Annotated in this window: 17 protein-coding genes; 6 read left to right on the forward strand and 11 right to left on the reverse strand. The window is 76.0% G+C overall.

Annotation, left to right across the window (positions count from 1 at the left end; genetic code table 11):
* Positions 1 to 38: 38 nt before the first annotated feature.
* A complete protein-coding gene (locus tag NRO40_RS13255) occupies positions 39 to 1,118 on the forward strand; it encodes an HAAS signaling domain-containing protein (RefSeq protein WP_058943220.1) in 1,080 nt (359 codons plus the stop codon).
* Positions 1,119 to 1,506: 388 nt separating this feature from the next.
* The gene (locus NRO40_RS13260) at positions 1,507 to 1,920 is read left to right on the forward strand and encodes a hypothetical protein (protein WP_058943221.1); all 414 of its coding nucleotides are present in this window, start codon (positions 1,507 to 1,509) and stop codon (positions 1,918 to 1,920) included.
* Positions 1,921 to 2,163: 243 nt separating this feature from the next.
* Here NRO40_RS13260 and NRO40_RS30575 read toward each other — a convergent pair whose 3' ends face one another.
* Positions 2,164 to 2,547 carry a cold-shock protein gene (locus NRO40_RS30575; RefSeq protein WP_058943222.1) on the reverse strand — a complete coding sequence of 128 codons (384 nt, stop codon included), beginning with the start codon at positions 2,545 to 2,547 and terminating at the stop codon, positions 2,164 to 2,166.
* A 164-nt stretch (positions 2,548 to 2,711) separates the two neighbouring features.
* Here NRO40_RS30575 and NRO40_RS13270 point away from each other — a divergent pair, with 164 nt between their 5' ends.
* Complete coding sequence (locus NRO40_RS13270; RefSeq protein ID WP_058943223.1) at positions 2,712 to 2,969, forward strand: hypothetical protein; 258 nt, start codon at positions 2,712 to 2,714, stop codon at positions 2,967 to 2,969.
* Here NRO40_RS13270 and NRO40_RS13275 read toward each other — a convergent pair.
* From NRO40_RS13275 to NRO40_RS13295, 5 genes are all read right to left on the reverse strand, one after another.
* Positions 2,939 to 3,625: an HAD family hydrolase gene (locus NRO40_RS13275; RefSeq protein WP_079047219.1), complete on the reverse strand. Its 687-nt coding sequence runs from the start codon at positions 3,623 to 3,625 to the stop codon at positions 2,939 to 2,941. The two genes, NRO40_RS13270 and NRO40_RS13275, sit on opposite strands and share 31 nt — an antisense overlap.
* Before the next feature lie 412 nt (positions 3,626 to 4,037).
* Complete coding sequence (locus tag NRO40_RS13280; RefSeq protein WP_058943251.1) at positions 4,038 to 4,871, reverse strand: 1,4-dihydroxy-6-naphthoate synthase; 834 nt, start codon at positions 4,869 to 4,871, stop codon at positions 4,038 to 4,040.
* A 12-nt stretch (positions 4,872 to 4,883) separates the two neighbouring features.
* Positions 4,884 to 5,513: a futalosine hydrolase gene (locus tag NRO40_RS13285; protein ID WP_058943252.1), complete on the reverse strand. Its 630-nt coding sequence runs from the start codon at positions 5,511 to 5,513 to the stop codon at positions 4,884 to 4,886.
* Between the two features lie 335 nt (positions 5,514 to 5,848).
* Positions 5,849 to 6,346 (reverse strand): hypothetical protein, encoded by a 498-nt coding sequence (locus tag NRO40_RS13290; RefSeq protein ID WP_058943224.1) that lies wholly within the window; start codon positions 6,344 to 6,346, stop codon positions 5,849 to 5,851.
* Between the two features lie 45 nt (positions 6,347 to 6,391).
* Positions 6,392 to 7,735, reverse strand: a complete 1,344-nt coding sequence (locus NRO40_RS13295) for an MFS transporter (RefSeq protein WP_058943225.1) — start codon at positions 7,733 to 7,735, stop codon at positions 6,392 to 6,394.
* A 347-nt stretch (positions 7,736 to 8,082) separates the two neighbouring features.
* Between NRO40_RS13295 and NRO40_RS13300 the strand changes: the two genes are divergently transcribed.
* Positions 8,083 to 9,003: a DUF3027 domain-containing protein gene (locus NRO40_RS13300; protein WP_058943226.1), complete on the forward strand. Its 921-nt coding sequence runs from the start codon at positions 8,083 to 8,085 to the stop codon at positions 9,001 to 9,003.
* Positions 9,004 to 9,457: 454 nt separating this feature from the next.
* Here NRO40_RS13300 and NRO40_RS13305 read toward each other — a convergent pair whose 3' ends face one another.
* From NRO40_RS13305 to NRO40_RS13315, 3 genes are all read right to left on the reverse strand, one after another.
* On the reverse strand, positions 9,458 to 10,855 hold the full coding sequence (locus NRO40_RS13305; RefSeq protein ID WP_058943227.1) for a hypothetical protein: 1,398 nt from the start codon (positions 10,853 to 10,855) through the stop codon (positions 9,458 to 9,460).
* Positions 10,856 to 10,883: 28 nt separating this feature from the next.
* Complete coding sequence (locus NRO40_RS13310) at positions 10,884 to 11,579, reverse strand: RNA polymerase sigma factor (protein ID WP_107115139.1); 696 nt, start codon at positions 11,577 to 11,579, stop codon at positions 10,884 to 10,886.
* A 114-nt stretch (positions 11,580 to 11,693) separates the two neighbouring features.
* On the reverse strand, positions 11,694 to 13,412 hold the full coding sequence (locus tag NRO40_RS13315) for a hypothetical protein (protein ID WP_058943228.1): 1,719 nt from the start codon (positions 13,410 to 13,412) through the stop codon (positions 11,694 to 11,696).
* Positions 13,413 to 13,682: 270 nt separating this feature from the next.
* On the opposite strand from NRO40_RS13315, the gene NRO40_RS13320 reads away from it, so the two are divergent.
* Positions 13,683 to 16,790, forward strand: coding sequence for a sacsin N-terminal ATP-binding-like domain-containing protein (locus NRO40_RS13320; protein WP_058943229.1), 3,108 nt, complete (start codon positions 13,683 to 13,685; stop codon positions 16,788 to 16,790).
* Positions 16,791 to 16,988: 198 nt separating this feature from the next.
* Here the strand turns inward: NRO40_RS13320 and NRO40_RS13325 are convergent, their stop codons facing one another.
* Together NRO40_RS13325 and NRO40_RS13330 are read right to left on the reverse strand one after the other, a co-directional pair.
* Positions 16,989 to 19,418 (reverse strand): HAD-IC family P-type ATPase, encoded by a 2,430-nt coding sequence (locus NRO40_RS13325; protein WP_058943230.1) that lies wholly within the window; start codon positions 19,416 to 19,418, stop codon positions 16,989 to 16,991.
* A gap of 172 nt (positions 19,419 to 19,590) precedes the next feature.
* Complete coding sequence (locus NRO40_RS13330) at positions 19,591 to 19,854, reverse strand: DUF2530 domain-containing protein (protein ID WP_058943231.1); 264 nt, start codon at positions 19,852 to 19,854, stop codon at positions 19,591 to 19,593.
* 172 nt (positions 19,855 to 20,026) lie between these two features.
* On the opposite strand from NRO40_RS13330, the gene NRO40_RS13335 reads away from it, so the two are divergent.
* The gene (locus NRO40_RS13335) at positions 20,027 to 21,475 is read left to right on the forward strand and encodes an NCS2 family permease (RefSeq protein WP_058943232.1); all 1,449 of its coding nucleotides are present in this window, start codon (positions 20,027 to 20,029) and stop codon (positions 21,473 to 21,475) included.
* The last annotated feature ends 135 nt before the right edge of the window (positions 21,476 to 21,610 follow it).

Genomic DNA, 21,610 nt, shown 5'->3' on the forward strand with positions numbered 1-21,610 from the left:
CGTCGACCGGGCGGCGGGCAGCGGCATGGAGGGGCACGGTGGGGATCGAGAGCGACCAGCTGGTCTTCGACTACCTGAGCCGGGTCGGCGACCTGGCACAGCAGCGGCAGTTGCCGGCGAAGGAGCGGATGAGCCTCGTCGCGTCGCTGCGTGACGAGATCGCCCGGCAGCGCGAGGGCGGCGGTGCGGACGGCCCGGCGGGGGTGCGGCGCATCCTCGACCGGCTGGGCTCGCCCGACGCGGTCGTGACGGCCGTGGCCGGCGGCGGCCTCGCCGTACCGGGCCAGCGGACCGCGACGGCGCGGCGCGACCGGGTGTCGGCGGACGCGGAGGCCGGGGGCGGTACGGGGTCCGGGACGGGCTTCGGGGACGGCGCCGGGCCGGAGCCGGACTGGTGGAGCGTGGTGCCCGGGTTCACCGGCGGCGTCGAGGTGCCGGAGCTGCTGGTACCGCCGGAGGAGCAGGGCGGCGAGGGCGGCGCGGCCGGTGGGGACGGCGCGGGGTCCGGGCCGCCCGCGCCCCCGCCCGGAGGGCCGGGCGTCCGGCTGCTGCGCCGGTTGCTGGGCCGGAAGCCCCCGCCGGCGACGCCGGTGAAGGCCGTCCCGGGCGCGGCGCCCGGCACCGCGGTGACCGGCAGCGCGGCGGTCGGCGGGACGGCGGCGGTCACGGCGGTGGTCGTGCCGGCCGTCCCCTCGTGGCGCTCGCGCCTGCTCCGCCGCAGGCCCCGGGGCGCGGCGCCCGCACCGGCCGTCGCGGCCCCGGTCGTCGCCGCCCCGCGAAGGTGGGGCAACCCGGTGCTGCTCGCCGCGGCCGTCCTGCTGGTGGTCGGCACCGTCATCGGCTCCTGGCTCGCCCTCGCGGGCGGCTGGCTCCTCGCGTACGCCACGCGCCGGTTGAGCCGCGCCCAGGCGAAGTGGGCGGTCCTCGGCCTGCCGGGCCTCGTCGCGGCGGCCACCGCCGTGTGGCTGTGGGGCCGCCGCGACGGGCGGTGGGGCGAACCGATCGCGGCGGGCGGCCCGGCGCTGCGCGAGGCGCTGTCCGGGACGTGGCCGTGGACGGTGCGGGTGGCGGCCCTGGCCTCCGCCGCGTACCTCCTGTGGCGCTCCCGCCGCCCCTGACCACGGGCGGGCCGCCGGACGTACGGGCGAGGGCGGGCGGCGGGCGTAGGGGCGAGTCCGGGCGGCGGCGGGCGTACGGGCGAGGGCGGGCGTACGCGTGCGGCCCCGTGCCGATGGGCCGGCGGGACCGCGTGGTGCGCGCGGGCCGACGGGCACAGTCGACCGGCATGCGACGCGGGGACAGGGTCCCTGAGGAGAACGGGCCCATCCATCAGGTACGCGACCTGCGCGTGCCCCGCCCCGGTCACCAGGCCCCGCACCTCGCCGGACGGGCCCGGCCGTGGGTCATCCCCGCCGGCGAGCACTGGGTGTACCGGCCCGACGCAGCCATCGGGGGACGCCCCGCCCACCTAGACTGACCGGCCGCGACGAGAGGAGATGAGCACAAATGCGCCCCGCCCGCTTCACCGACTTCGTCATCGACGTCGTGAAGAACACGCCGGCTGCCGATCGTGTGCAGACCCTCGCCGACGCCGGCGACACCAAGCGCCCGTTCGGCATCGCCATCACGCCTGCCGGTGGCGGCCGCGAGGCCCGGTGGCAGTTCGTGGGGCAGCTGCCGGAAAGCGCCAAGCACGACACCTTCACGGACGAGCCGGTCACCGGCCCCCCGGCGCCCGCCGGCCCCGCGCCGCAGGCCGACGACGAGCCCGAGGCATGGCTGGCCGCCGCCCTCGCGCATGCCGAGTGCCCGGAGATCGCCACGCTCGAACGCTGGTCGACCCGCCCCGGCGCCGGGGCCCAGCGGGGCCTCACCGTGACCTTCCACAACGGCGCGCGGATCTTCGCCCGCGTCCTCTGACCCTCCCCGCGGCCGAGGCCGCCCCGGGGAGCGCACCACCGCACCACCGCACCACCCGTCAGCGTCACCGGGGTTGGTTCCCCGGGCGGAGCCGCGCGGGCCGGACGGCGCCCCGTCTCGCGCGACGGGGGCGCCACAACAGGTCCGACGTTCGGCGGTCCACAGCCACGCCGGGAGTCGGTGCGCGCGGCGAGGCGGAAGTCGACGGAGGAGACGGTGCGGCGGAGGGGGCGGGCGGCGGGGTCAGACGTCCAACTGGTCGGCGACCGCGCGCAGCAGGCCCGCGATCTTCTTGCCGTGCACCTTGTCGGGGTACCGCCCCCGCTCCAGCATCGGCGTGATGTTCTCCAGCAGGGTCGTCAGGTCCTGGACGATCGACGCCAGTTCGTCCGGCTTGCGCCGCTGCGCGGCCGCGACGGACGGGGCGGGTTCGAGGACCGTCACCGACAGGGCCTGGTCACCCCGCTGCCCGGCGACCACGCCGAACTCCACGCGCTGCCCCGGCTTCAGGCTGTCGATCCCGGCAGGCAGCACCGACGAGTGCACGAAGACGTCACCGCCGTCGTCGCGGGAGAGGAAGCCGAAGCCCTTCTCGCTGTTGAACCACTTGACCTTGCCGGTAGGCACGTCCTGTCCTCGTCCTCGTACTCGATGGGGCCGCCGTGGAAAACGGCTCTGGATAGCAGTGGAGCGGGCCACCCGGACCCGCTGGGCAACAAGGCTAATGGTCCAGGCCCCGCTGACAAGACGCCGCCGGCCCGTTCCTCCGGCCTGGGAACTACCCTGGCCGAATGCGTAGCGAAACCACCGCGAGCGACGCCCTGCCGGGCGACGGGCTCATCCGCGTCGGCGCGATCCTCTTCATCGTCGGAGCGGTCGCCACACTCGTCACCGTGGCCCCACTCTTCCTGGGGACCGAGCCGTTCCCGACGGCCGCGTACCTCGTGTCGATGCTGATGGGCGTCGGCTTCCTCGTCGCCGCGGCCGGCGTGCTCCGCACGATCGCCGCGCAGCGGCGTCAGGCGCGGGCCGCCACGCGCTCCGCGTAAGCCGCCCACCAGGCCGGGAACGCCGTCAGATCAGGCAGGACCACGTCGGCGCCGGCCGCGCGCAGGGCCTCCTCGTCGTACGGGCCGGTGGCCACCGAGACGGCGAGGGCTCCCGCCGCGCGGGCCCCGCGGATGTCGCCGAGGTGATCGCCCACGTACACGGTCGCGCCGTGCGCGCGCAGCGCCTCCGCCTTGGCCTCGGCCCACAGCCACCCGACGACCTCGTCCGGCTCCAGGCCGAGGTGCGCGACGTGCAGCCTGGCGTGCGGTTCGTTCTTCGCCGTGACGACGACGCTGCGCCCGCCCGCCGCGCGAACGGCTTGAATCGCATCCTTCGCACCGGGCAGGGCGAGGGACGGTTCGATCGCGTGTGTGGGATACATCTCACGGTAGGCGGCGACCATCTCCTCGATGCGCTCCTCCGGGAACCAGTACGCGAGCTCGTGTTCGAGCGGCGGCCCGAGGCGGCTCACCGCCAGCTCCGCGTCGATCCACACGCCGGTGCGGGCGGAGAGCTCCAGGTACGTCGCGCGGATGCCGGGGCGCGAGTCGATGAGCGTCATGTCGAGGTCGAAGCCGACCGTGAGCGGGGCGGCCGCCCCGGGGGACGGCGCGGCGGGGTCTGCCGCCGGGGCGGAGGACGCGGTGAGGGCCATGGGGGCATTCTGCCCGGGCCGGTCCGCGCGGCGCCGCCGGGTTTCCGGCGGCCCGGGGCCACGGGGAGCCGGGCCATCGGGGCCTGGCGCGACGGACTGCCGGGGCGCGCGCGAAGGACTGCCGGGGCCAGGCGCGCGGGGCCGTCGGGTGCTGCTGAGGCTGCCGGAGCCACGGGCCGACGGGGGCGGTCGGCCGCGGGCCGGCGGGGCTTCGCGCTCGGGCTGCCCGGCTGCGGGCCGGCGGGCTGCGAGCTGCCGGGCTCCGGGCCGGTGGGGCTTCGCGCTGCCCGGCTGCGAGCCGGCAGGCTGCGGGCCGGCGGGCTGCGAGCTGCGGGCCGGTGGTGCTTCGCGCTGCTGGGCTGCGGGCCGGCGGGCTGCGAGCTGCCGGGCTGCGGGCCGGTGGGGCTTCGCGCTACGGGAAGGCGAGCGCGCCCGGACGGACGGGCGGCACCAGACCCTCGCCCGCGGCGCGCGTCAGGAGCGCCTCCACCGCCGCGTACCCCGCCGTCCCCAGGTCCTCCGTGAACGGGTTCACGTACAGCCCGATGTGCTGCTCGGCGACCGCCGGGTCCATCTCCTGCGCGTGGGCCCGCACGTACTCCCGGGACGCCCCCGGGTCCGCCCACGCGCTCCGCACGGACGCCTGCGCCGACTCCGCGAGCCGCCGCAGCACCGGCGCGCCCAGCGACCGCTTCGCGATGATGGCGCCCAGCGGGATGGGGTGGCCGGTCGTCTCCTCCCAGTGCTCGCCCATGTCGGCGAGGCGGTGCAGCCCGTACTCCCGGTACGTGAACCGCGCCTCGTGGATGACGAGCCCCGCGTCGACCTTCCCGTCCCGCACGGCGGGCATGATCTCGTGGAAGGGCAGGACGACGACCTCACCGATCCCGCCCGGCACGGTCCGCGCCGCCCACAGCCGGAACAGCAGGTACGCCGTGGAGCGCTCGCTCGGCACCGCCACCGTGCGGCCCGACAGGTCGAGCCCCGGCTCGCGGGTGAGGACCAGCGGCCCGCAGCCGCGTCCCAGCGCGCCGCCGCACGGCAGCAGCGCGTACTCGTCCAGGACCCACGGCAGCACCGCGTACGACACCTTGAGGACGTCCAGCTCGCCGCGCTCGGCCATGCCGTTCGTGACGTCGATGTCGGCGAAGGTGACGTCCAGCTCGGGCGCCCCGGGCACCAGCCCGTGCGCCCACGCGTGGAAGACGAACGTGTCGTTCGGGCAGGGGGAGTATGCGACGCGCATCACCACTGGCCCTCACTCCTCCCTGAAGACGGTGCTGCTCAGCGACCCGAACGCGCCGCGCAGCGCGTCCAGGGCCGCCCCGATGCGCCAGGCCGCCCGGTCACGGGGGCCGACGGTGTTGGAGACGGCGCGGATCTCGACGACGGGCACCCCGTACGCGGCGGCCGCCTCCGCCACGCCGAAGCCCTCCATGGCCTCCGCGCCGGCCCGCGGGTGGCGGGCGGCCAGCCCGGCGGCGCGGGCGGCGGTGCCGGTCACGGTGGAGACGGTGAGGACGGGGGCCGTCAGACAGGGCCCGCCGGTGGCGCGCAGGGCGTCCGCGACGCGCGCGGTGAGCGCGGGCGGCGGGGTGTGGACGGAGCGGCCGAAGCCCAGCTTCTCCACCGTCAGGTAGCCGTCCGGGGTGTCGGCGCCCAGGTCGGCGGCGACGACGGCGTCCGCGACGACGAGCGCCCCGAGCGGGGCGTGCGGCGCGAAGCCGCCGCCGATGCCGGCGGAGACCACCAGGTCGTACGGGTACGGGGCGCGGGCCAGCGCGGTCGCGGTGGCCACGGCCGCCGCCGCGGGCCCCACCCCGCCGGCGAGCACGTCCACGGTGGCGGTCGCCTCCAGGGCGACGGTCGCGGGGCCGCCGGCGGTCACGGGCGCGGTGACGGTCGCGTCCCCGGTCGCTGTCGGGTCGGCGGTCGCGGGCGCGTCGGCCGACGGGTCGTCGCCCGCGCCGGGCCCGGCGGCCTGCGCCGCGGTCGGGGCCGGTACGGCCGGGGCCCGCCCGGTCAGTGCCTGCGCCGCGGTCGGGGCCTGCGCGGTCGGCCGAGTGGCCGGGGCCCGCGTGGCCGGTCCGGCCGTGAGGACGTGGCTCGTCACGGTGTGGCCGCTCGGCAGCCGCCGGGCGGACCGGGTGGCGCAGCCGGTCAGACCGTCCGCGACGGCCTCCGCCTCCGCCGCCACGGCGGTCACGACCAGGACGCGCAGGGTCACACCTTCTTGAGCACGAAGCGGTAGACGCCGATGGCCTTCTTCGACTTGGCGTCGGTCTCCAGGATCGAGACGCGGACGCTGTCGGGGGCCGCGCCGCCCATCTGGCCGGCGGAGAAGAACGCGCTCGCACCGATCGACCGGTACGACTTCGTGTACGGCTCCTGCTCGGCGCGCTGCCCGTCGAGGAACAGCGTCCAGCCGTTCTCCGCGATCTCCGGGTCGACGCCGAAGCGGACCCGGTCGTCCACGGACACGTCCACGGCCTTGCCGCCCTTGGCGCTGAGGCACTCCTGGACGCGGGACTCCTTCAGGCCGCCCTCGTCGTAGCAGTCGTCGGCGGCCTCGGTGTTGTACGAGTCGGATCCGACCGTCACGGTCGCGATCGGCGTCGGCTTGGTCCAGCCGCAGGCGGAGAGGACGAGCAGGCCGGCGGAGACGGCACCCAGAGCGACGCCGGCCCGGCGGGCCTTTCCGGAGAAGAACGCAACGGTCATGGGGCGAAGGCTATCGGGCCTGGCCGCCGAGGGCGCATGGGGGGCTCACGCGACGCGCGGTCGGCGTGGCGCCCGGTCGTCGCGCCGGGCCGACGCGAGGAGCCCCCGGCCCGCCACGACGACCCCCGTGGCGAGGATGGCCGACGCGACACCCATGCCGAGCGGCCCGTTCAGCGGCAGGGCGATCCCCACCGCGCCGCCCACGACCCACGCCATCTGCAGGAGCGTCTCGGAGCGGGCGAAGGCGGAGGTGCGCACCGACTCCGGCACGTCCCGCTGGATCAGCGCGTCGAGGGACAGCTTCGACAGGGCCTGCGCGAACCCCGCGGCCGCGCCGAGCAGGGCCACGAGGATCCCGCTGAAGAAGATCGCGGCGACCACGGTGGCGGTGAGCACCAGTCCCAGCATCGTGGCGATGATCACCTCGGGAGCGCGGTCCCGCAGCCAGGCGCCGACCGCCGTACCGCAGGCGTTGCCCGTGCCGGCGGCCACGCCGACGACCGCGAGCGAGACGGCGGCGCTCTGCCCGCCCAAGGGGTGGACCCGCAGCAGGAACGCCAGGAAGAAGATCAGGAACCCGGACAGGCCACGCAGCGCCGCGTTGGCCTGAAGGGCGTGCAGCACGGCCGGGCCGACCGTCCGCAGCCCCGGCTTGCGCTCTCCGTGGGTGAGCATGTGCGCCTTGCGCTCGCCCTTCGCCGAGTCCACCTTGTGCGGCAGGGTGAACGCGAGGAACGCCCCCGCGCCGAACAGCACGCACGCCCCGTACAGCGGCCACTCCGGCCCGACCCGGTGCAGCAGCACCCCCACGGGCGCGGCCGCGCCCGTGGCCAGGAGCCCCGCGAGGGTGACCCGGGAGTTCGCCTTCACCAGCGAGAAGCGGGGCGGCAGCAGCCGCGGCACCACGGCCGAGCGGACCACGCCGTACGCCTTGGACGCCACGAGGACGCCGAGCGCCGCCGGGTACAGCTCCAGGTCGCCCGTGGCGACCGCCGTCGACAGGGTGAGCGCCAGGAGCACCCGGGCGAGCATGGAGCCCGCCATGGCGGCACGGCGGCCGTGCGGGACGCGGTCCAGGAGCGGACCGATGACGGGCGCGAGGAGCGCGAACGGCGCCAGCGTGATCGCCAGGTACAGCGCGACCCGGCCGCGCGCCTCGTCGGTCGGCACGGCGAAGAAGACGGTCGAGGCGAGCGCCACGGTGATCATCACGTCACCCGCGCCGTTCACGGCGTGCAGCTCGATCAGCTTTCCGAGGCCGGACTCGCCCGCGCCGTGCGCGTGGGTGGCCCGGCGGATGCCGCGGGCGGTGGAGGTGAAGGGCCAGTGGGCCGCGCGCCCCACCCGGCGGCCGAACCTGCGGCCCGCCGCACCCGTCCGGCGGCCCACCGCGCGGAGCCGTCCGGCACGCCCGCCCCGGCCGGCGCGCCGCGACGGTTCCGGGGACCACCGAGCGGTTGCCACGTCGCCATAGTGCCCCACCTGACCCGTTCGTGGCGGGTTACTTGGGGCGGCCGTGTGGGCGGCGGGCTGCGGAGGGGGTAGCGTGCGTAGCGCGCCACCGGCGGAAAGTTCTCGGCCGCGCGCCTCTTCGGCATCCCGCAGAATGGGTGAAGTGAGGTGGGCCCGAGCACGTCGGGCGCGAACGTCGATGCGGTCCTCGGGTCCGCTCCGTCCGCCGCCCGTGCAGTCGCGCCCGGCGCACCTGTGAGACGGCGTAGGAGAGAAGCGAACCTGTGAGTGCTGCGACGACGCGAAGCCGTGCCCGGCGTGCCCCCGCCCTGGACCGCCTGTGCGCCGAGGCGGTGGACCTCGCCCGGGAGGCGGCCGAAGAGGCTGCGGCGCCCGGCGTCGTCGGCCGGTACGTGGAGGCGGTGGCCGACGGCGACCGGGTCGTCACCCACCTCTTCGAGTGCGCCGAACCCGGCTACCGGGGCTGGCGCTGGGCGGTGACGGTGACCCGCGCGTCGCGCGCGAAGAACGTCACGCTCGACGAGACGGTGCTGCTGCCGGGCCCCGACGCGCTCCTCGCCCCGGAGTGGGTGCCGTGGAGCGAGCGGCTGCGCCCCGGTGACATGGGCCCCGGCGACCTGCTGCCGACCGAGGCGGACGACCTGCGCCTGGAGCCGGGCTACTCCGGTGACGACGCCCCGCCGCCGAACGCCGCCGTGTCGGAGGAGATGTCGGAGCGGGCCGACACCGAGGACGCCGAGTTCGTCTCCCGCACGCCGTCGCGCGGCACCATCGCCGCGATCGCCGAGGAGCTGGGCCTGCGCCGGGCGCGGGTGCTGTCGCGCTACGGGCTCCACACGGCCGCGGACCGCTGGGAGGAGGCGTACGGGGCGAAGACCCCGATGGCCCAGGCGGCGCCCGCCTCGTGCATCTCCTGCGGCTTCCTCACGCCGATCGGCGGGTCCCTCGGCCAGGCCTTCGGAGTGTGCGCGAACGAGTTCTCCCCGGCGGACGGGCGCGTCGTGTCCCTGGAGTACGGCTGCGGTGGGCACTCCGAGGCGGCCGTCATGCCGAAGCCGCCGCGTCCGGCGCCGCCGGTGCTGGACTCGATGGGGGCGGACGCGTTCTCGCTGCGGCCGTCTCCCGAGGGCGGGTCTGTCCCGGACGCTCCCGACTCGGAGTCGGAGGACCTGGGCCACTCCTGACCGCCCGGCGGCAGGACGGCCCCCGTGCTGAGCCCCGCAGCACTGCGCCCGCCCCGGTGCGCTCCGCGGTGTCCCGCGCCCGCCGTGGTCCGCCCGGTCCGGTGCGCCCGCCCGACCGGGGATGGCTCGGCGCCCACCCGGCCGTGAGTGGTTCGGCGCCCCGCCCGACCCCGGATGGTTCGGCGCCCGCCCGACCGTAAGTGGTTCGGCGCCCAGTCGGCCGCGGGTTCGGCGGCCCGCCCGGCTGCCGCGCCATGTGGGCATGTCACGCGGTACCGCGGCACCGGTGGGCGTCCTGGGGGCGCGGGCCCGGCAGCCGGGTGCCGCTCGGCTCCGCCGCGCCCGCCCCTCCCGCCCCTCCCGCCCCTGGCGGACCGCATGCCACGGCGGGGCCTGCCTCGGCGTCCGCGCCCGCGCCCGACTCGTCGCGCGGGCACCTCGTCGGCGGCCGGTGTCAGTCTCTGAGTTCGAGCATCTCCGACCCCCCGTCACTGAACACGGTGATCCGCAGCCGGGTGACGCCCTTCGGGAAGTCCTCCCCGAGCGCGATGCGCACCTCGTGAGCCCGCTCCTGGTCCTCGGCGAGCGTCTTGCCGTCGGGGCCGGTGAGGCGGGCCTCGACGCCGGAGGGGCCCGTCGAGCCGACGGCCTGCCAGGTCCCGCCGTCGAGCAGTGACACCTTCACGTCGCCCGGTTCGAGCGTGCCGGTCCCCTCGGCGACCTGGACGGTGAGGATGTCGGAGGCGTTCTCCGCGGGCTCTCCCAGCGTGTTGGCGACGGTCGCGACGAACACCGTCCCGTCGCCACCGGTGCGCAGGGTGGTGCTCTTCGCCATCGCCCCGTAGACGAGCGTGACCGTCCGGGAGGGGGGTGTCGTCTCCCCTTCGGGCAGGGGTGGCGCCGCTGCCCCGGCGGGGCTGGACGGTGCCGTGGCCCCGGTGGACGGGCGCTGGGAGCCGTCGGGGGTGCCGGGGTCGCTCGCCCGGGTGCTCGGGCTGCCACTGGGCGAGGGGCCGAGCGACGGCGGGGCCGTCACCCGCGAGGGCGGGGTGTCACCGACGTCCGTCCGGTCGGGGGTCCGGAGCAGCGACACGGCGGCGCCTCCGACCAGGGCCGCGGCCGCCACCGAGGCCGCGAGCGCCAGGACGAGCGGGCCCCGGCCGCGGGCCGCCCAGTTCACGGTGGGCGGGCTGGCGGGCCTCAACGAGTGCGGGGTGAGCTGCCCGGCCCGGGCCGCGAGGGCGCGGACGAGCAGGTCCTCGGTCTCGGTGAGCCCGGGGCGGCCGTCCGCCTCCTCCGGATCGCCGGCGTGCCCGGTACCGCCGGGCGCCCGGGAGAGCCCGGCGCGGCCGCTCCCACCGGACGGCGCCGACGCGCCGGAGCGGCCGGTCCCGCCGGAGGCGTCGGGAGATTCCGGGGGGCCGGAGCACCCGGTCCCGCCGGAGGACCCGGTCCCGCCGGAGCACCCGGTCCCGCCGGAGGACCCGGTCCCGCCGGAGAGCCCGGTCCGGCCGGAGGGCCAGGAGCGGCCGGAGGAGTCAGGGGACCCGGGGGTCCCGGAGGAGCCGGGGGAGCCCGGCCCGCCGGGGGACTCGGTGCGGCCGGCCCCGCCGGACGGGCCGGGCGCGCCTGGCCGGCCGGACGCGGCCGGCGGGTCGTAGGGGCCGGTCGTGTACGGGCCGGTGGCGTGCCGGTCGCCTTCCAGCGGGCCGGCGTCCGGCAGGTCCCCGGCGGGCGGGTCCGTGGCCTGCCGGCCGGGTGCGTGCCGGTCCGGGACGGGCCCGTCGGTGGTGCGCCGGTCCCGGTCACGCGGGTCCCGGTCACGCGGATCGTGGTCGCGTGGGGCGTTCATCGGGGGGTCCTCCTCTCCTCGGGCACGGTCAGTCGTGGTCCTGGGCCTTCAGGGCCCGCTCCAACGCGTCCAGGGCCCGGCTGGCGGTGGACTTCACCGCCCCGCGCGACAGGCCGAGCGTCTCGGCGATCTGTGCCTCGCTCAGGTCCGACCAGTAACGCAGGACCAGGACCTCCCGCTGCCGCGAGGTGAGGCCCTGGAGCGCGGCGAGCACCCGGCGGTGTTCGTCGCTGATCAGGGCGTGGTCCTCGGCCGACGCCGCGTCCGCCTCGTGGGGCGGCACGTACGCGCGAGCCGTCTTGCGGCGGCGCAGCATGGAACGGGCCGTGTTGACGACCGAGGTCCGCAGGTAGCCCAGTGCGTTGTCCACGTCGTCCAGCCGCTCGCCGTGCCGCTTGTACAGCGCCACGAACGCGTCCTGGACCACGTCCTCGGCGGACGACTGGTCGTCGACCAGGAGGATCGCCAGCCGCACCAGGGACAGCCGGTGCGCGTGGTAGAGCTCGGTGACCGTGGGCCGGGCCGGGTCCTCCGCCGGCCCGGCCGAGCCGGTCGGGCCCGTGGCCGGGCCGGGCCGCTCCCGGCCGCCGCCCAGCAGCCGGAAACGGGGCCGTGAGGGCTTCGCCGACGCGTCGTCGACGCCCGGGCCCGGGGACAGGGAGCGGAACAACCGTCCCCAGAGGGCGGCGAGGGGCGGCACAGGGGCGACTAAGGCCGTGTTCATGGTGTCGGGTCCTCCGGAGCCACACAGGATTCGTGCCGCAGCGTCCGGTGATCCCCACCCCCGCGACCTTCAGCCCCCGCAGGCTACTCGACATGATCACTGGAAGGGTGGGGGTCAGACGGCCCGGCGGCGGGCGATGAACAGGGAGGCCGCGCCGCCCGCGATCAGCAGGCCGGTGGCGCCGACCAGCAGCGGGGTGCTGTCGGTGCTGCCCGTCTTGGCCATCTCTCCTGTGGTGTCGGCGGTGGTCGGCGTGGTGCCCGTGCCCGTCCGGGCGGCCGTGCCGGTCACCGCGCCCGCGCCCTTGCCGGGAGCGGCGGACGGCGACGCGGTGCCACCGGCCTGCGCACCCGTGCCCGTACCCGTACCCGAACCGGTGCCCGAGCCCGCGGCGGACCCGGTGAGGGTGAACGGCAGGCGCTTACGGGTCGAGGAGAGCGCCGTGCGGGCCTCCAGGTCGACGAAGAAGGACGCGGCCTTCATCCGGGGCGTGGCGACGATCCGGAGGCGGTAGGTGAGGCTCTCGCCGGGGGCGAGCTTCGGCTGCGTCGGGATGATCCGGGCCATCAGGTGGCCGCCCTCGTCCGAGGCGCGCAGCTCGGTGGCGTGCCACGCCTTCGGGGTGACCGCGTACTGCTCGACGCGCACCTCGCCGGTGGCCATGCGGCGCTTGACGTCCTGGTCGGTGATCTCCATCAGGACGTGCATGCGCTGGGAGATGTCGCCCTTGTTGGTGACGGTGGCGGTGAACTCCTTGGCAGCGCCCTTCTCGATCCGGGTGACGCCGTCGGCGCCCTTGACGGTGATGCCGAGCTCGCGGTTGACGTCCGGGTCGCCGGTCTGCGGGGTGCCGTGCTCCACGCCGTACGTGAAGGAGGCGGAGCCGTTGCCCGAGATGAGCGTGAACGTGCCCTGCTTGACGTTGCCCGGGTAGTACTTGCTCGCCCCGAGGCGCAGCTCGTAGGTGCGGGACCGGCCGTTCTCGAGGGGGCCCTGGTCGAGGTTGCCCGTGACGACCTGGTCCTGCTCGCCGAGGGCGACCGGCACCCAGGCGCCCGCCGCGGTGCGGCGCTCCAGCGTGATGTGCGCGGGGTCGAGGTCGACGCCCTTGCCGTCGACGAAGAAGAAGTCCAGCGGGTTCTGGGCGCGGCCGGTGTTGTTGGTGACCTTGGCGGTGAACGGGACGCCCTTGCCTCCGGTGTCCAGGACGGGGCGGCCGCTCAGCCCGCCGAAGGTGACCTCCGGCTCGTGGGCGGTGACGTGGCGGGGGATGCCGAAGCCGACCGTCCGCGCGCCCGTGCCGTCCGCGGACCCGGCGACGGACACCTCGCCCATGGTGACGGTCTCCGGAACGGACCGGTCGAAGGTGACCTGGAACTGGACGCGGACCGTGGCGCCCGGCTTGACCTCGCCCACCGGGAAGCTGCCCTGGAGGGCGCCGCCGGCCCCCGGCGAGAGGGACACCGACTGCCAGGAGCCGTCGACGCGGAAGCGGACGGAGACCTTCGAGCCATCGGCGGGCACGGCCTGCAGGGCGGCGTCGACGTGCTTGCCGTAGGCGACCGTGACGCGGCCCGTGCCGTTCGCGACCGTCTCGGCGGAGCGGTTGGCGAGCTCGGCGAAGAAGTCGTTCCTCTCGCCGACGACGAACGGGGCGTCCGCCTTGGAGACCCGGCCGACCTCCAGGGCCTGCGCCGAGGAGGCCGCGGTGGCGGCGGCCGGCCGGGCGGCCGCCGGGACGGCGACGGCGACCGGGGTGACGACGGTCAGCAGTACGGCGGCGGCGGAGACGACGGAGCGCAGGGCAAAGCGGGACGAAAGGTGCTTCTGCATGACGGAGTTCCCCCAGGGAGCGCATGTTCTCGGTGTGATCGGCGTCGCTCGGCTGTCGTCCCGGTCCCCCCGGTCCCATCGGCCGTATCGCTGCCCTCACTTGGATAGACGTGCGGCCCCCACGGGGGTTGCAGGTGACTTCAGAAGTTTTTTTCGAAGATCTTCGAGACCCCCGCACACCGCCTCCACCAGGCCGTTCAGGGGCGCGGACGGACGCGCGGTACCTTCGGCCGGAGACCGGTTCGTACGTCGAGGAGAGCGGAGCACATCGTGAGCGTGAGGGCGACGGCGGCGGGCGAGGGAACCGACCCGTTCGGGACCGCGCGGCTGCGGCGCGGGGTGCTCGACGCGTGGGGGGCCGGACCCGCGCGGTTCCGGGAGGACGCCAACGCCGAGGAGGAGCTGAGCCTCGGCGGCTACCGCGACCGGCTGGTCGTGGAGTTGGCGCAGAACGCCGCCGACGCGGCCGCCCGCGCCGGCGTCCCCGGCCGGCTCCGGCTCACCCTGCACCCGGCGGACGCCGACGGCCCGGCCCTGCTCGCCGCCGCCAACACCGGCGCCCCGCTCGACGCGACGGGCGTCGAGTCGCTCTCCACGCTCCGCGCCTCCGCCAAGCGCGAGGGCCACGAGGGCGCGGTCGGCCGGTTCGGCGTCGGCTTCGCCGCGGTCCTCGCGGTGAGCGACGAACCGGCCGTCATCGGCCGGCACGGCGGGGTCCGCTGGTCCCTCGCCGAAGCCCGCGACCTGGCCGCCCGCGCCGCCCAGGCCAGCCCCGGCCTCGGCGACGAGCTGCGCCGCCGCGACGGCCACGTGCCACTGCTGCGGCTGCCGCTGCCCGCCGAGGGCGCCCCGCCCGCCGGGTACGACACGGTCGTCGTCCTGCCGTTGCGCGACGCCGCCGCCGTCGACCTCGTGGAGCGGCTGCTCTCGGGTGTCGGCGACGCCCTGCTCCTCACCCTCCCGGGCCTCGCCGAGATCGTCGTGGAGACCCCGTCGGGCACCCGTACCCTCACGCGCGGGCAGGACGCCGCGTACACGGTCGTCGACGACTCCGCCCGCGGCACGGCCCGTTGGCGGACCGTCACGCGTACCGGCCCCCTCCCGCCCGAGCTGCTGAAGGACCGCCCCGTCGAGGAGCGCCTGCGTCCGCACTGGTCGGTCACCTGGGCCGTCCCCGTCGACGCGGAGGGCGCCCCCGCCCGCCCGGACACCACGCCCGTCGTGCACGCGCCGACGCCGACCGACGAGCCGCTGACGCTGCCCGCGCTGCTCATCGCGTCGTTCCCGCTGGACTCCACGCGCCGCCACCCCGCCCCCGGCCCCCTGAGCGACTTCGTCGTGGCGCGGGCGGCCGACGCGTACGTCGAACTGCTCGCCGACTGGCGCCCGGTGTCCACCGGCACCCTCGACCTGGTGCCCGGCCCGCTCGGCAAGGGCGTCCTCGACGGGGCCGTCCGCGGCGCGATCCTCGGCCTCCTCCCCCGCGTCCCCTTCCTGGCCCCCGCGGCGCCCTCCGAGGAGCTGACCGCGCTGCGCCCGTTCGAGGCGGAGGTCGTCGAGGGCGCGGGCGCCGAGACCGTCCGCGTCCTGGCGGAGGTGCTGCCGACGCTGCTCCCGGCGGGCCTGGAGCGGCGCGCCGAGCTGCGCGCGCTGGGCGTGGCCCGGCTGTCGCTGGGCGACGCCGTCGACCGGCTGGCGGGCGCCGAACGGGACCCGGAGTGGTGGTACCGGCTGTACGACTCGCTCGCCGGCGTCGACCCCGACCGCCTCAGCGGGCTGCCGGTGCCGCTCGCCGACGGCCGGACCACGATCGGCCCCCGCCAGGTCCTCCTGCCGCTGGCGGACACGCCCGCGGACCTGGCCCGGCTGGGCCTGAAGGTGGCGCACCCGGACGCCGCGCACCCGCTGCTGGAGAAGCTGGGCGCCCTGCCGGCGACCCCGCGCGCGGTCCTCACCACCCCGCAGGTGCGGGCGGCGGTCGCGGCGTCCCTCGACGCGGACGAGACGTGGGACGACGACGCCCCGGACGCCGGGGAGCTGGCGGAGACGGTCCTCGCGCTGGTCCGCGACGCCGGTCTCGAACCGGGTGACGAGCCGTGGCTCGGCGCGCTGGCCCTGCCCGACGAGGACGGGGAGCCCGCTCCGGCCGGCGAGCTGGTCCTGCCGGGCAGCCCCTTCGCCTCGGTGATGCGCCCGGGTGAACTGGCCCTGTGCGACGAGGAGCTGGCGGAGCGCTGGGGCGAGCAACCGCTCGCGGCCTGCGGGGTGCTGGCCGACTTCGCACTCGTCCGGGCCACGGACGTGGTCCTGGACCCGGACGAGCTGGAGCCGCGCGACGCGGACTACCCCGAACCGGACGACGCCGGCCTCCTCGACGCGGTCGACGTGTGGTGCGAGGACGTCCTGGACCGGCTCCCCGAGGCCCCCGTGCCGCCGGTCGCCACGGAGCTGGTGGCCGTGCGCGACCTGGACATGGTCGACGACGACGCCTGGCCGCGCGCGCTCGCCCTGCTCTCCCGGCCGCCGCTGCGGGACGCGTTGACCCAGCCGGTGCGGGTCCTGTTGCCGGACGGCACGACGCAGACCGTCCGCCCGTACACCGCCTGGTGGCTGCGCGACCACCCGGTCCTCGACGGCCGCCGCCCCGCCGGACTGCGCGCGGCGGGCGCCGACCCGCTGCTGGCGGGCCTGTACGAGTCGGTCGACACGACCGGCTTCGACGACGCGCAGGTGCTGCGCGCCCTGGGCGTGCGCACGTCGGTGGCGGCGCTGCTCGACGAGCCGGGCGGCGCGGCGGAGCTGCTGGGGCGGCTCGCCGACCCGGCGCGGGAGGTGACGGGCGCCCAGCTGCACGCCCTGTACACGGCGCTGGCGGAGCTGGACCCGGAGCAGGTGACGCTCCCGGACGAGCTGCGCGTGGTCGTGGACGGCGAGGTGCGCGTGGTGGACGCGGCGGACGCGGTGGTGGCCGACGCCCCCGACCTGCTGCCGCTGACGTCCGGGGTGCCGCTGCTGCCGGTGGCCCCGGCGCGGGCCGCGGACCTGGCGGAGCTGCTTCAGGTGCGGCGGCTGAGCGAGACGGTACGGGCGGAGGTCACCACGGACGGGGCGGAGCACGCCGTCCCGCCCTCGGTCCTCACCCTGCTGGGGCCCGGCACGCCGGAGGTGTACGTGGAGCACGAGGAGCTGGTGGCCGGCGGGACCGAGCTGGACTGGCGGCTCACCCCGGACGGCACGCTGCACGCGGCCACGCTGGAGGGCGTGGCGGCCGGCCTGGCGTGGGCGGCGGGGCAGTGGCCGCGCCGGTTCGAGGTGGCGGCGCTGCTGGAGGACCCGTCGCGCACGGAGGAGCTGGCGCGGGACCGCTGGTTCGACTGACCGCCACCGGGCGGTACGGGGGGGGCGGCACGGGCGCCGCCCCGGTACCGCCCGGCCCCGCCCCGGTACCGCCCGGCCCCGTACCGCGCCCGGCCCCGCGCCGCCCGCGTACCGCTCCGCCCGGCTGCGTACCGCCCGGCCCCGTACCGCTCCGCCCGGCGTGGCGCGCCCGTACCGCTCCGCCCGCCGCGCCGCGCCCTACGCCGGGACCTTGCGGTCGACCCAGCGCCAGGCGCCCTCCAGGAGCGCGGCCGCCGCGGCGGCGATGCCGACGGCGGCCCACGGCATCGTCGTGCCGACGAGCCGCAGGGCGAAGAAGTCCTGGAGCCACGGCACGACGAGGACCACCAGGAACCCGGCCCCCATCGCCGCGACCAGTCCGACCCGCCACCAGGTGTAGGGGCGGGCGATGATCGCCAGCACCCACAGGGAGACGAGGAACAGGGTGAGCGTCGCGGCGCTGGTCTCGGCGTCGAGCGCCTCGGGCCCGCTGTAGTGGGCGCCGGCGAGCAGGTACGTGGTGAAGGTGGCCGCCGCGGCGATCACGCCGGCCGGCACGGCGTACCGCATGACGCGCCGCACGAAGTGCGGTCGGGCCCGTTCGGTGTTGGGCGCCAGCGCGAGGAAGAAGGCCGGCACCCCGATGGTGAGCGTCGACAGCAGGGTCAGGTGGCGCGGCAGGAAGGGGTACTCGACCTGCGCGATCACGACCAGGACCGCGAGCAGCACCGAGTAGACGGTCTTGGTGAGGAACAGCGTCGCGACGCGCGTGATGTTGCCGATGACCCGCCGGCCCTCCGCGACGACCGAGGGGAGGGTGGCGAAGCTGTTGTCCAGGAGCACGATCTGCGCGACGGCCCGGGTGGCCTCGGAGCCGCTGCCCATGCTGACGCCGATGTCGGCGTCCTTGAGGGCGAGGACGTCGTTGACGCCGTCGCCCGTCATGGCGACGGTGTGCCCGCGGGACTGGAGCGCGCCGACCATGTCCCGCTTCTGCTGCGGGCTGACCCGCCCGAAGACGACCCCGTCCTCCAGGGCGGCGGCCATGGTCTCCCGTTCCTGCGGGAGCCGCCGGGCGTCCACGGTCTGCCCGGCGCCGGGCAGACCGAGCTTGGCGGCGACGGCGCCGACGGAGACGGCGTTGTCGCCGGAGACCACCTTGGCGGCGACGTCCTGCTCGGCGAAGTAGGCGAGGGTGTCGGCGGCGTCGGGCCGCAGCCGCTGGTCGAGGACGACGAGCGCGGTCGGCTGTGCCTTCGCCGCGATGTGCGGGTCGTCGAGGTCGCCGCCGACCCGGGCCAGGAGCAGGACGCGCAGGCCCTGCCGGTTGAGCCCGTCGATGTCGTCGAGGACGGGGTCGTCGTCGGGGAGCAGCACGTCGGGCGCGCCGAGGAGCCAGGCGCTGGTCTGCCCGTCGCCCTCGCTGAAGGCGGCGCCGCTGTACTTGCGCGCGGAGGAGAACGGCAGGGCCTCGGTGCAGCGCCAGTCGTCGTTGTCCGGGTAGGCCTCGACGATGGCGCGCAGGGAGGCGTTGGGGCGGGGGTCGGACTCGCCGAGCGCGCCGAGCACCTTGCGGACGTACGCCTCGTCGGCGCCGCCGAGCGGGCGGAGCTCGGTGACGTCCATGCCGCCCTCGGTGAGGGTGCCCGTCTTGTCGAGGCAGACGACGTCGACGCGGGCGAGGCCCTCGATCGCCGGGAGCTCCTGGACGAGGCACTGCTTGCGGCCGAGGCGGATGACGCCGATGGCGAAGGCGACGGAGGTGAGCAGCACCAGCCCCTCGGGGATCATCGGCACGATGCCGCCGACGGTCCGGGCGACGGAGCCCTTGACGTCGGTGTCCTTGACGACGAGCTGGCTGATGACGAGGGCGGTGGCGGTGGGGACCATCATCCACGTCACGTACTTGAGGATGGTGGAGATCCCGGAGCGCAGCTCGGAGTGGACGAGGGTGAAGCGGGACGCCTCCTCGGCGAGCTGCGCGGCGTAGGCGGCGCGGCCGACCTTGGTGGCGGTGAAGGCGCCGCCGCCGGCGACGACGAAGCTGCCCGACATGACGGTGTCGCCGGGCTTCTTGTGGACGGGGTCGGCCTCGCCGGTGAGCAGGGACTCGTCGACCTCCAGGTTGTCGGCCTCGGCGACGACCCCGTCGACGGGGATCTTGTCGCCCGGGCCGAGCTCGATGAGGTCGCCGAGCACGATCCCGGAGGTCGGCACCTCGGTGGCGGTGCCGTCGCGGCGGACGGTCGGCCGGGCCTCCCCGATGACGGCGAGGCCGTCGAGGGTCCTCTTGGCCCGCAGCTCCTGGATGATGCCGATGCCGGTGTTGGCGACGATGACGAACCCGAAGAGGCTGTCCTGGATCGGGGCGACCGCCAACATGATCACCCAGAGCACGCCGATGAGGGCGTTGAAGCGGGTGAGGACGTTGCCCCGGACGATGTCGACGGTGGAGCGGGAGGAGCGGACGGGGACGTCGTTGACCTCGCCCCGCTCGACCCGGCGGGCCACTTCGGCGGCGGTCAGCCCCCCGGGCCGGTACGGCGGGTCCGGCTCCCCGCCGGCCCCCACGGTCGTGTCCCCGGGCCCGCCCTCGGTCGCGTCCTCGGTCCTGGCACGCTGCGTCATGGTTCCGACGGTACGGGTCGCGGGCGCCGATCACCCCCCGGGCGCGGAGGAGAATCCGACCGCGGGAGGACGGGAACCCTCCCGCGGTCGTACGCGCCCCGCGCGGGGACCGGCCGCCGGGCGGGGGCGGGACGCCGGGGGCCCGCCGGGCGCCGGGCGCCGGGCGCCGGGGTCAGGCTTCCGTCGGGGTGTCGGCCCCGGCGCGGCGGATCGCGGCGTCGCGCCGGCGGACGTACCAGATGCCCAGCAGGCCGAGGCCCGCGCCGGCGAGGCACGTCCAGACCCACCAGTCGAGGTCGCGGTCGGCGAACCAGCCGTAGAAGGGGAGCTGGACGAGGAAGAGGACGAACCAGAGGATCGTGCCGCCGGTGATGGTGGCGACCACGGGCCCCTCAAGGGGTTCGGGTGCCTCGTGCCTGGGGGTCCACTTCGCCATGGGCCCATCGTATGCGGCCCCCTCGTCTACGCGCGGAGATAGCGATCACCGAGTCATATGTTCATACTGAAACGGTTTGCCGTCGACCGGTTCTCTTCGTACGAACACACGAAAGCGACCCGGCCTCGCGGCGGACCGTCACCCCCACCCCCTCCGCACCACGAGGTTCCGCATGCCCTCCACGGTCTCCGCCTCCCCGGACGCGCCCGAGCAGCCACCGAGCGGTACCGGCAGCGCCCTGGACCGCTTCTTCAAGGTCTCGGAACGCGGCTCCACCCTCGCCCGGGAGGTCCGCGGCGGCTTCGCGACCTTCTTCGCGATGGCCTACATCATCGTGCTGAACCCGATCATCCTCGGCAGCGCCAAGGACATGTACGGCCACCAGCTGGACAGCGGCGAGCTGGTCACGGCGACGGTGCTGAGCGCCGCGCTCTCCACGCTCCTCATGGGCGTCATCGGCAACGTGCCCATCGCCCTCGCCGCCGGCCTCGGCGTCAACACGGTCGTCGCCCTGCAGCTCGCGCCCCGCATGGCGTGGGCGGACGCGATGGGCATGGTGGTCCTCGCCGGCGTCGTCGTGATGCTGCTGGTCGCCACGGGCCTGCGCGAGCGGGTGATGAACGCCGTGCCGGTGGGCCTGCGCAAGGGCATCGCCATCGGCATCGGGCTGTTCATCATGCTGATCGGGCTCGTCGACTCCGGCTTCGTCTCCCGCATCCCGGACGCCGCGCACACCACCGTCCCGCTCCAGCTAGGCGCGGACGGCCACCTCGGGGGCTGGCCGGTCCTGATCTTCGCCGTCGGCACGCTGCTGACGCTGGCGCTGCTCGTCCGCAAGGTGCCCGGCGCGATCCTCATCTCCATCGTCGCCATGACGGTCCTCGCCATGGTGGTGCACGCCGTCGCGAAGGTGCCGTCCTGGGGCCTGACCACACCCGAGTGGCCCGGCAACCCCGTGGCCTCGCCCGACTTCGGGCTCCTGGGGCAGGTCAGCCTCTTCGGCGGCTTCGAGAAGGTCGGCCTGCTGACCGGCTGCCTCTTCGTCTTCACCGTGCTGCTGTCCTGCTTCTTCGACGCCATGGGCACGATCCTCGGTGTCGGCGACGAGGCCGGGCTGATGGACGAGAAGGGCGAGTTCCCGGGCATCAACCGGGTCCTGCTCGTGGACGGCCTGGCCGTCGCCGCGGGCGGCGCCACCTCGTCCTCGGCGACCACCTGCTACGTGGAGTCGACGGCGGGCGTCGGCGAGGGCGCCCGCACCGGGCTGGCCTCCGTCGTCACGGGCGGCCTCTTCGCGGTCGCGCTCTTCCTCACGCCGCTCGCCACGATGGTCCCCTCACAGGCGGCGACGCCCGCGCTGGTCGCGGTCGGCTTCCTCATCCTGGCCGGCTCCGTCCGGGACATCGACTGGAGCGACTTCACCATCGCGGTGCCGGCGTTCCTGGCGATGGTCATGATGCCGTTCACGTACTCGATCACGAACGGCATCGGCATCGGCTTCGTCTCCTTCTGCGTGCTGCGCCTGGCCGCCGGGCGCGGCCGGGAGGTGCCGGTCGCGATGTACGCCGTGTCGGGCGTCTTCGTCTTCTACTACGCCATGCCGGCGCTGGGCCTCACCTGACGGCCGGTGCGGGCCGGCCCGACCGGGGCCGGCCCGCACCCCGCCCGCCGGGGCGGCCCGTACGTCCCGGACGGCCTTTCGGTGTCACGCTTACGCCCCGCGCCACCGCGCCCGCCCGTACGCCCGGCGCCGCCC

It is taken from the genome of Streptomyces changanensis, from assembly GCF_024600715.1.
Taxonomy (GTDB): Bacteria; Actinomycetota; Actinomycetes; order Streptomycetales; family Streptomycetaceae; genus Streptomyces; species Streptomyces changanensis.

Coding starts and splice junctions, on each gene's coding strand:
- NRO40_RS13315 (WP_058943228.1), bottom strand. CDS start 13,412: ATGCAGAAGCACCTTTCGTCCCGCTTTGCCCTGCGCTCCGTCGTCTCC.
- NRO40_RS13305 (WP_058943227.1), bottom strand. CDS start 10,855: ATGAACGCCCCACGCGACCACGATCCGCGTGACCGGGACCCGCGTGAC.
- NRO40_RS13260 (WP_058943221.1), top strand. CDS start 1,507: ATGCGCCCCGCCCGCTTCACCGACTTCGTCATCGACGTCGTGAAGAAC.
- NRO40_RS13335 (WP_058943232.1), top strand. CDS start 20,027: ATGCCCTCCACGGTCTCCGCCTCCCCGGACGCGCCCGAGCAGCCACCG.
- NRO40_RS13330 (WP_058943231.1), bottom strand. CDS start 19,854: ATGGCGAAGTGGACCCCCAGGCACGAGGCACCCGAACCCCTTGAGGGG.
- NRO40_RS13290 (WP_058943224.1), bottom strand. CDS start 6,346: ATGACCGTTGCGTTCTTCTCCGGAAAGGCCCGCCGGGCCGGCGTCGCT.
- NRO40_RS13280 (WP_058943251.1), bottom strand. CDS start 4,871: ATGCGCGTCGCATACTCCCCCTGCCCGAACGACACGTTCGTCTTCCAC.
- NRO40_RS13270 (WP_058943223.1), top strand. CDS start 2,712: ATGCGTAGCGAAACCACCGCGAGCGACGCCCTGCCGGGCGACGGGCTC.
- NRO40_RS13325 (WP_058943230.1), bottom strand. CDS start 19,418: ATGACGCAGCGTGCCAGGACCGAGGACGCGACCGAGGGCGGGCCCGGG.
- NRO40_RS13275 (WP_079047219.1), bottom strand. CDS start 3,625: ATGGCCCTCACCGCGTCCTCCGCCCCGGCGGCAGACCCCGCCGCGCCG.
- NRO40_RS13310 (WP_107115139.1), bottom strand. CDS start 11,579: ATGAACACGGCCTTAGTCGCCCCTGTGCCGCCCCTCGCCGCCCTCTGG.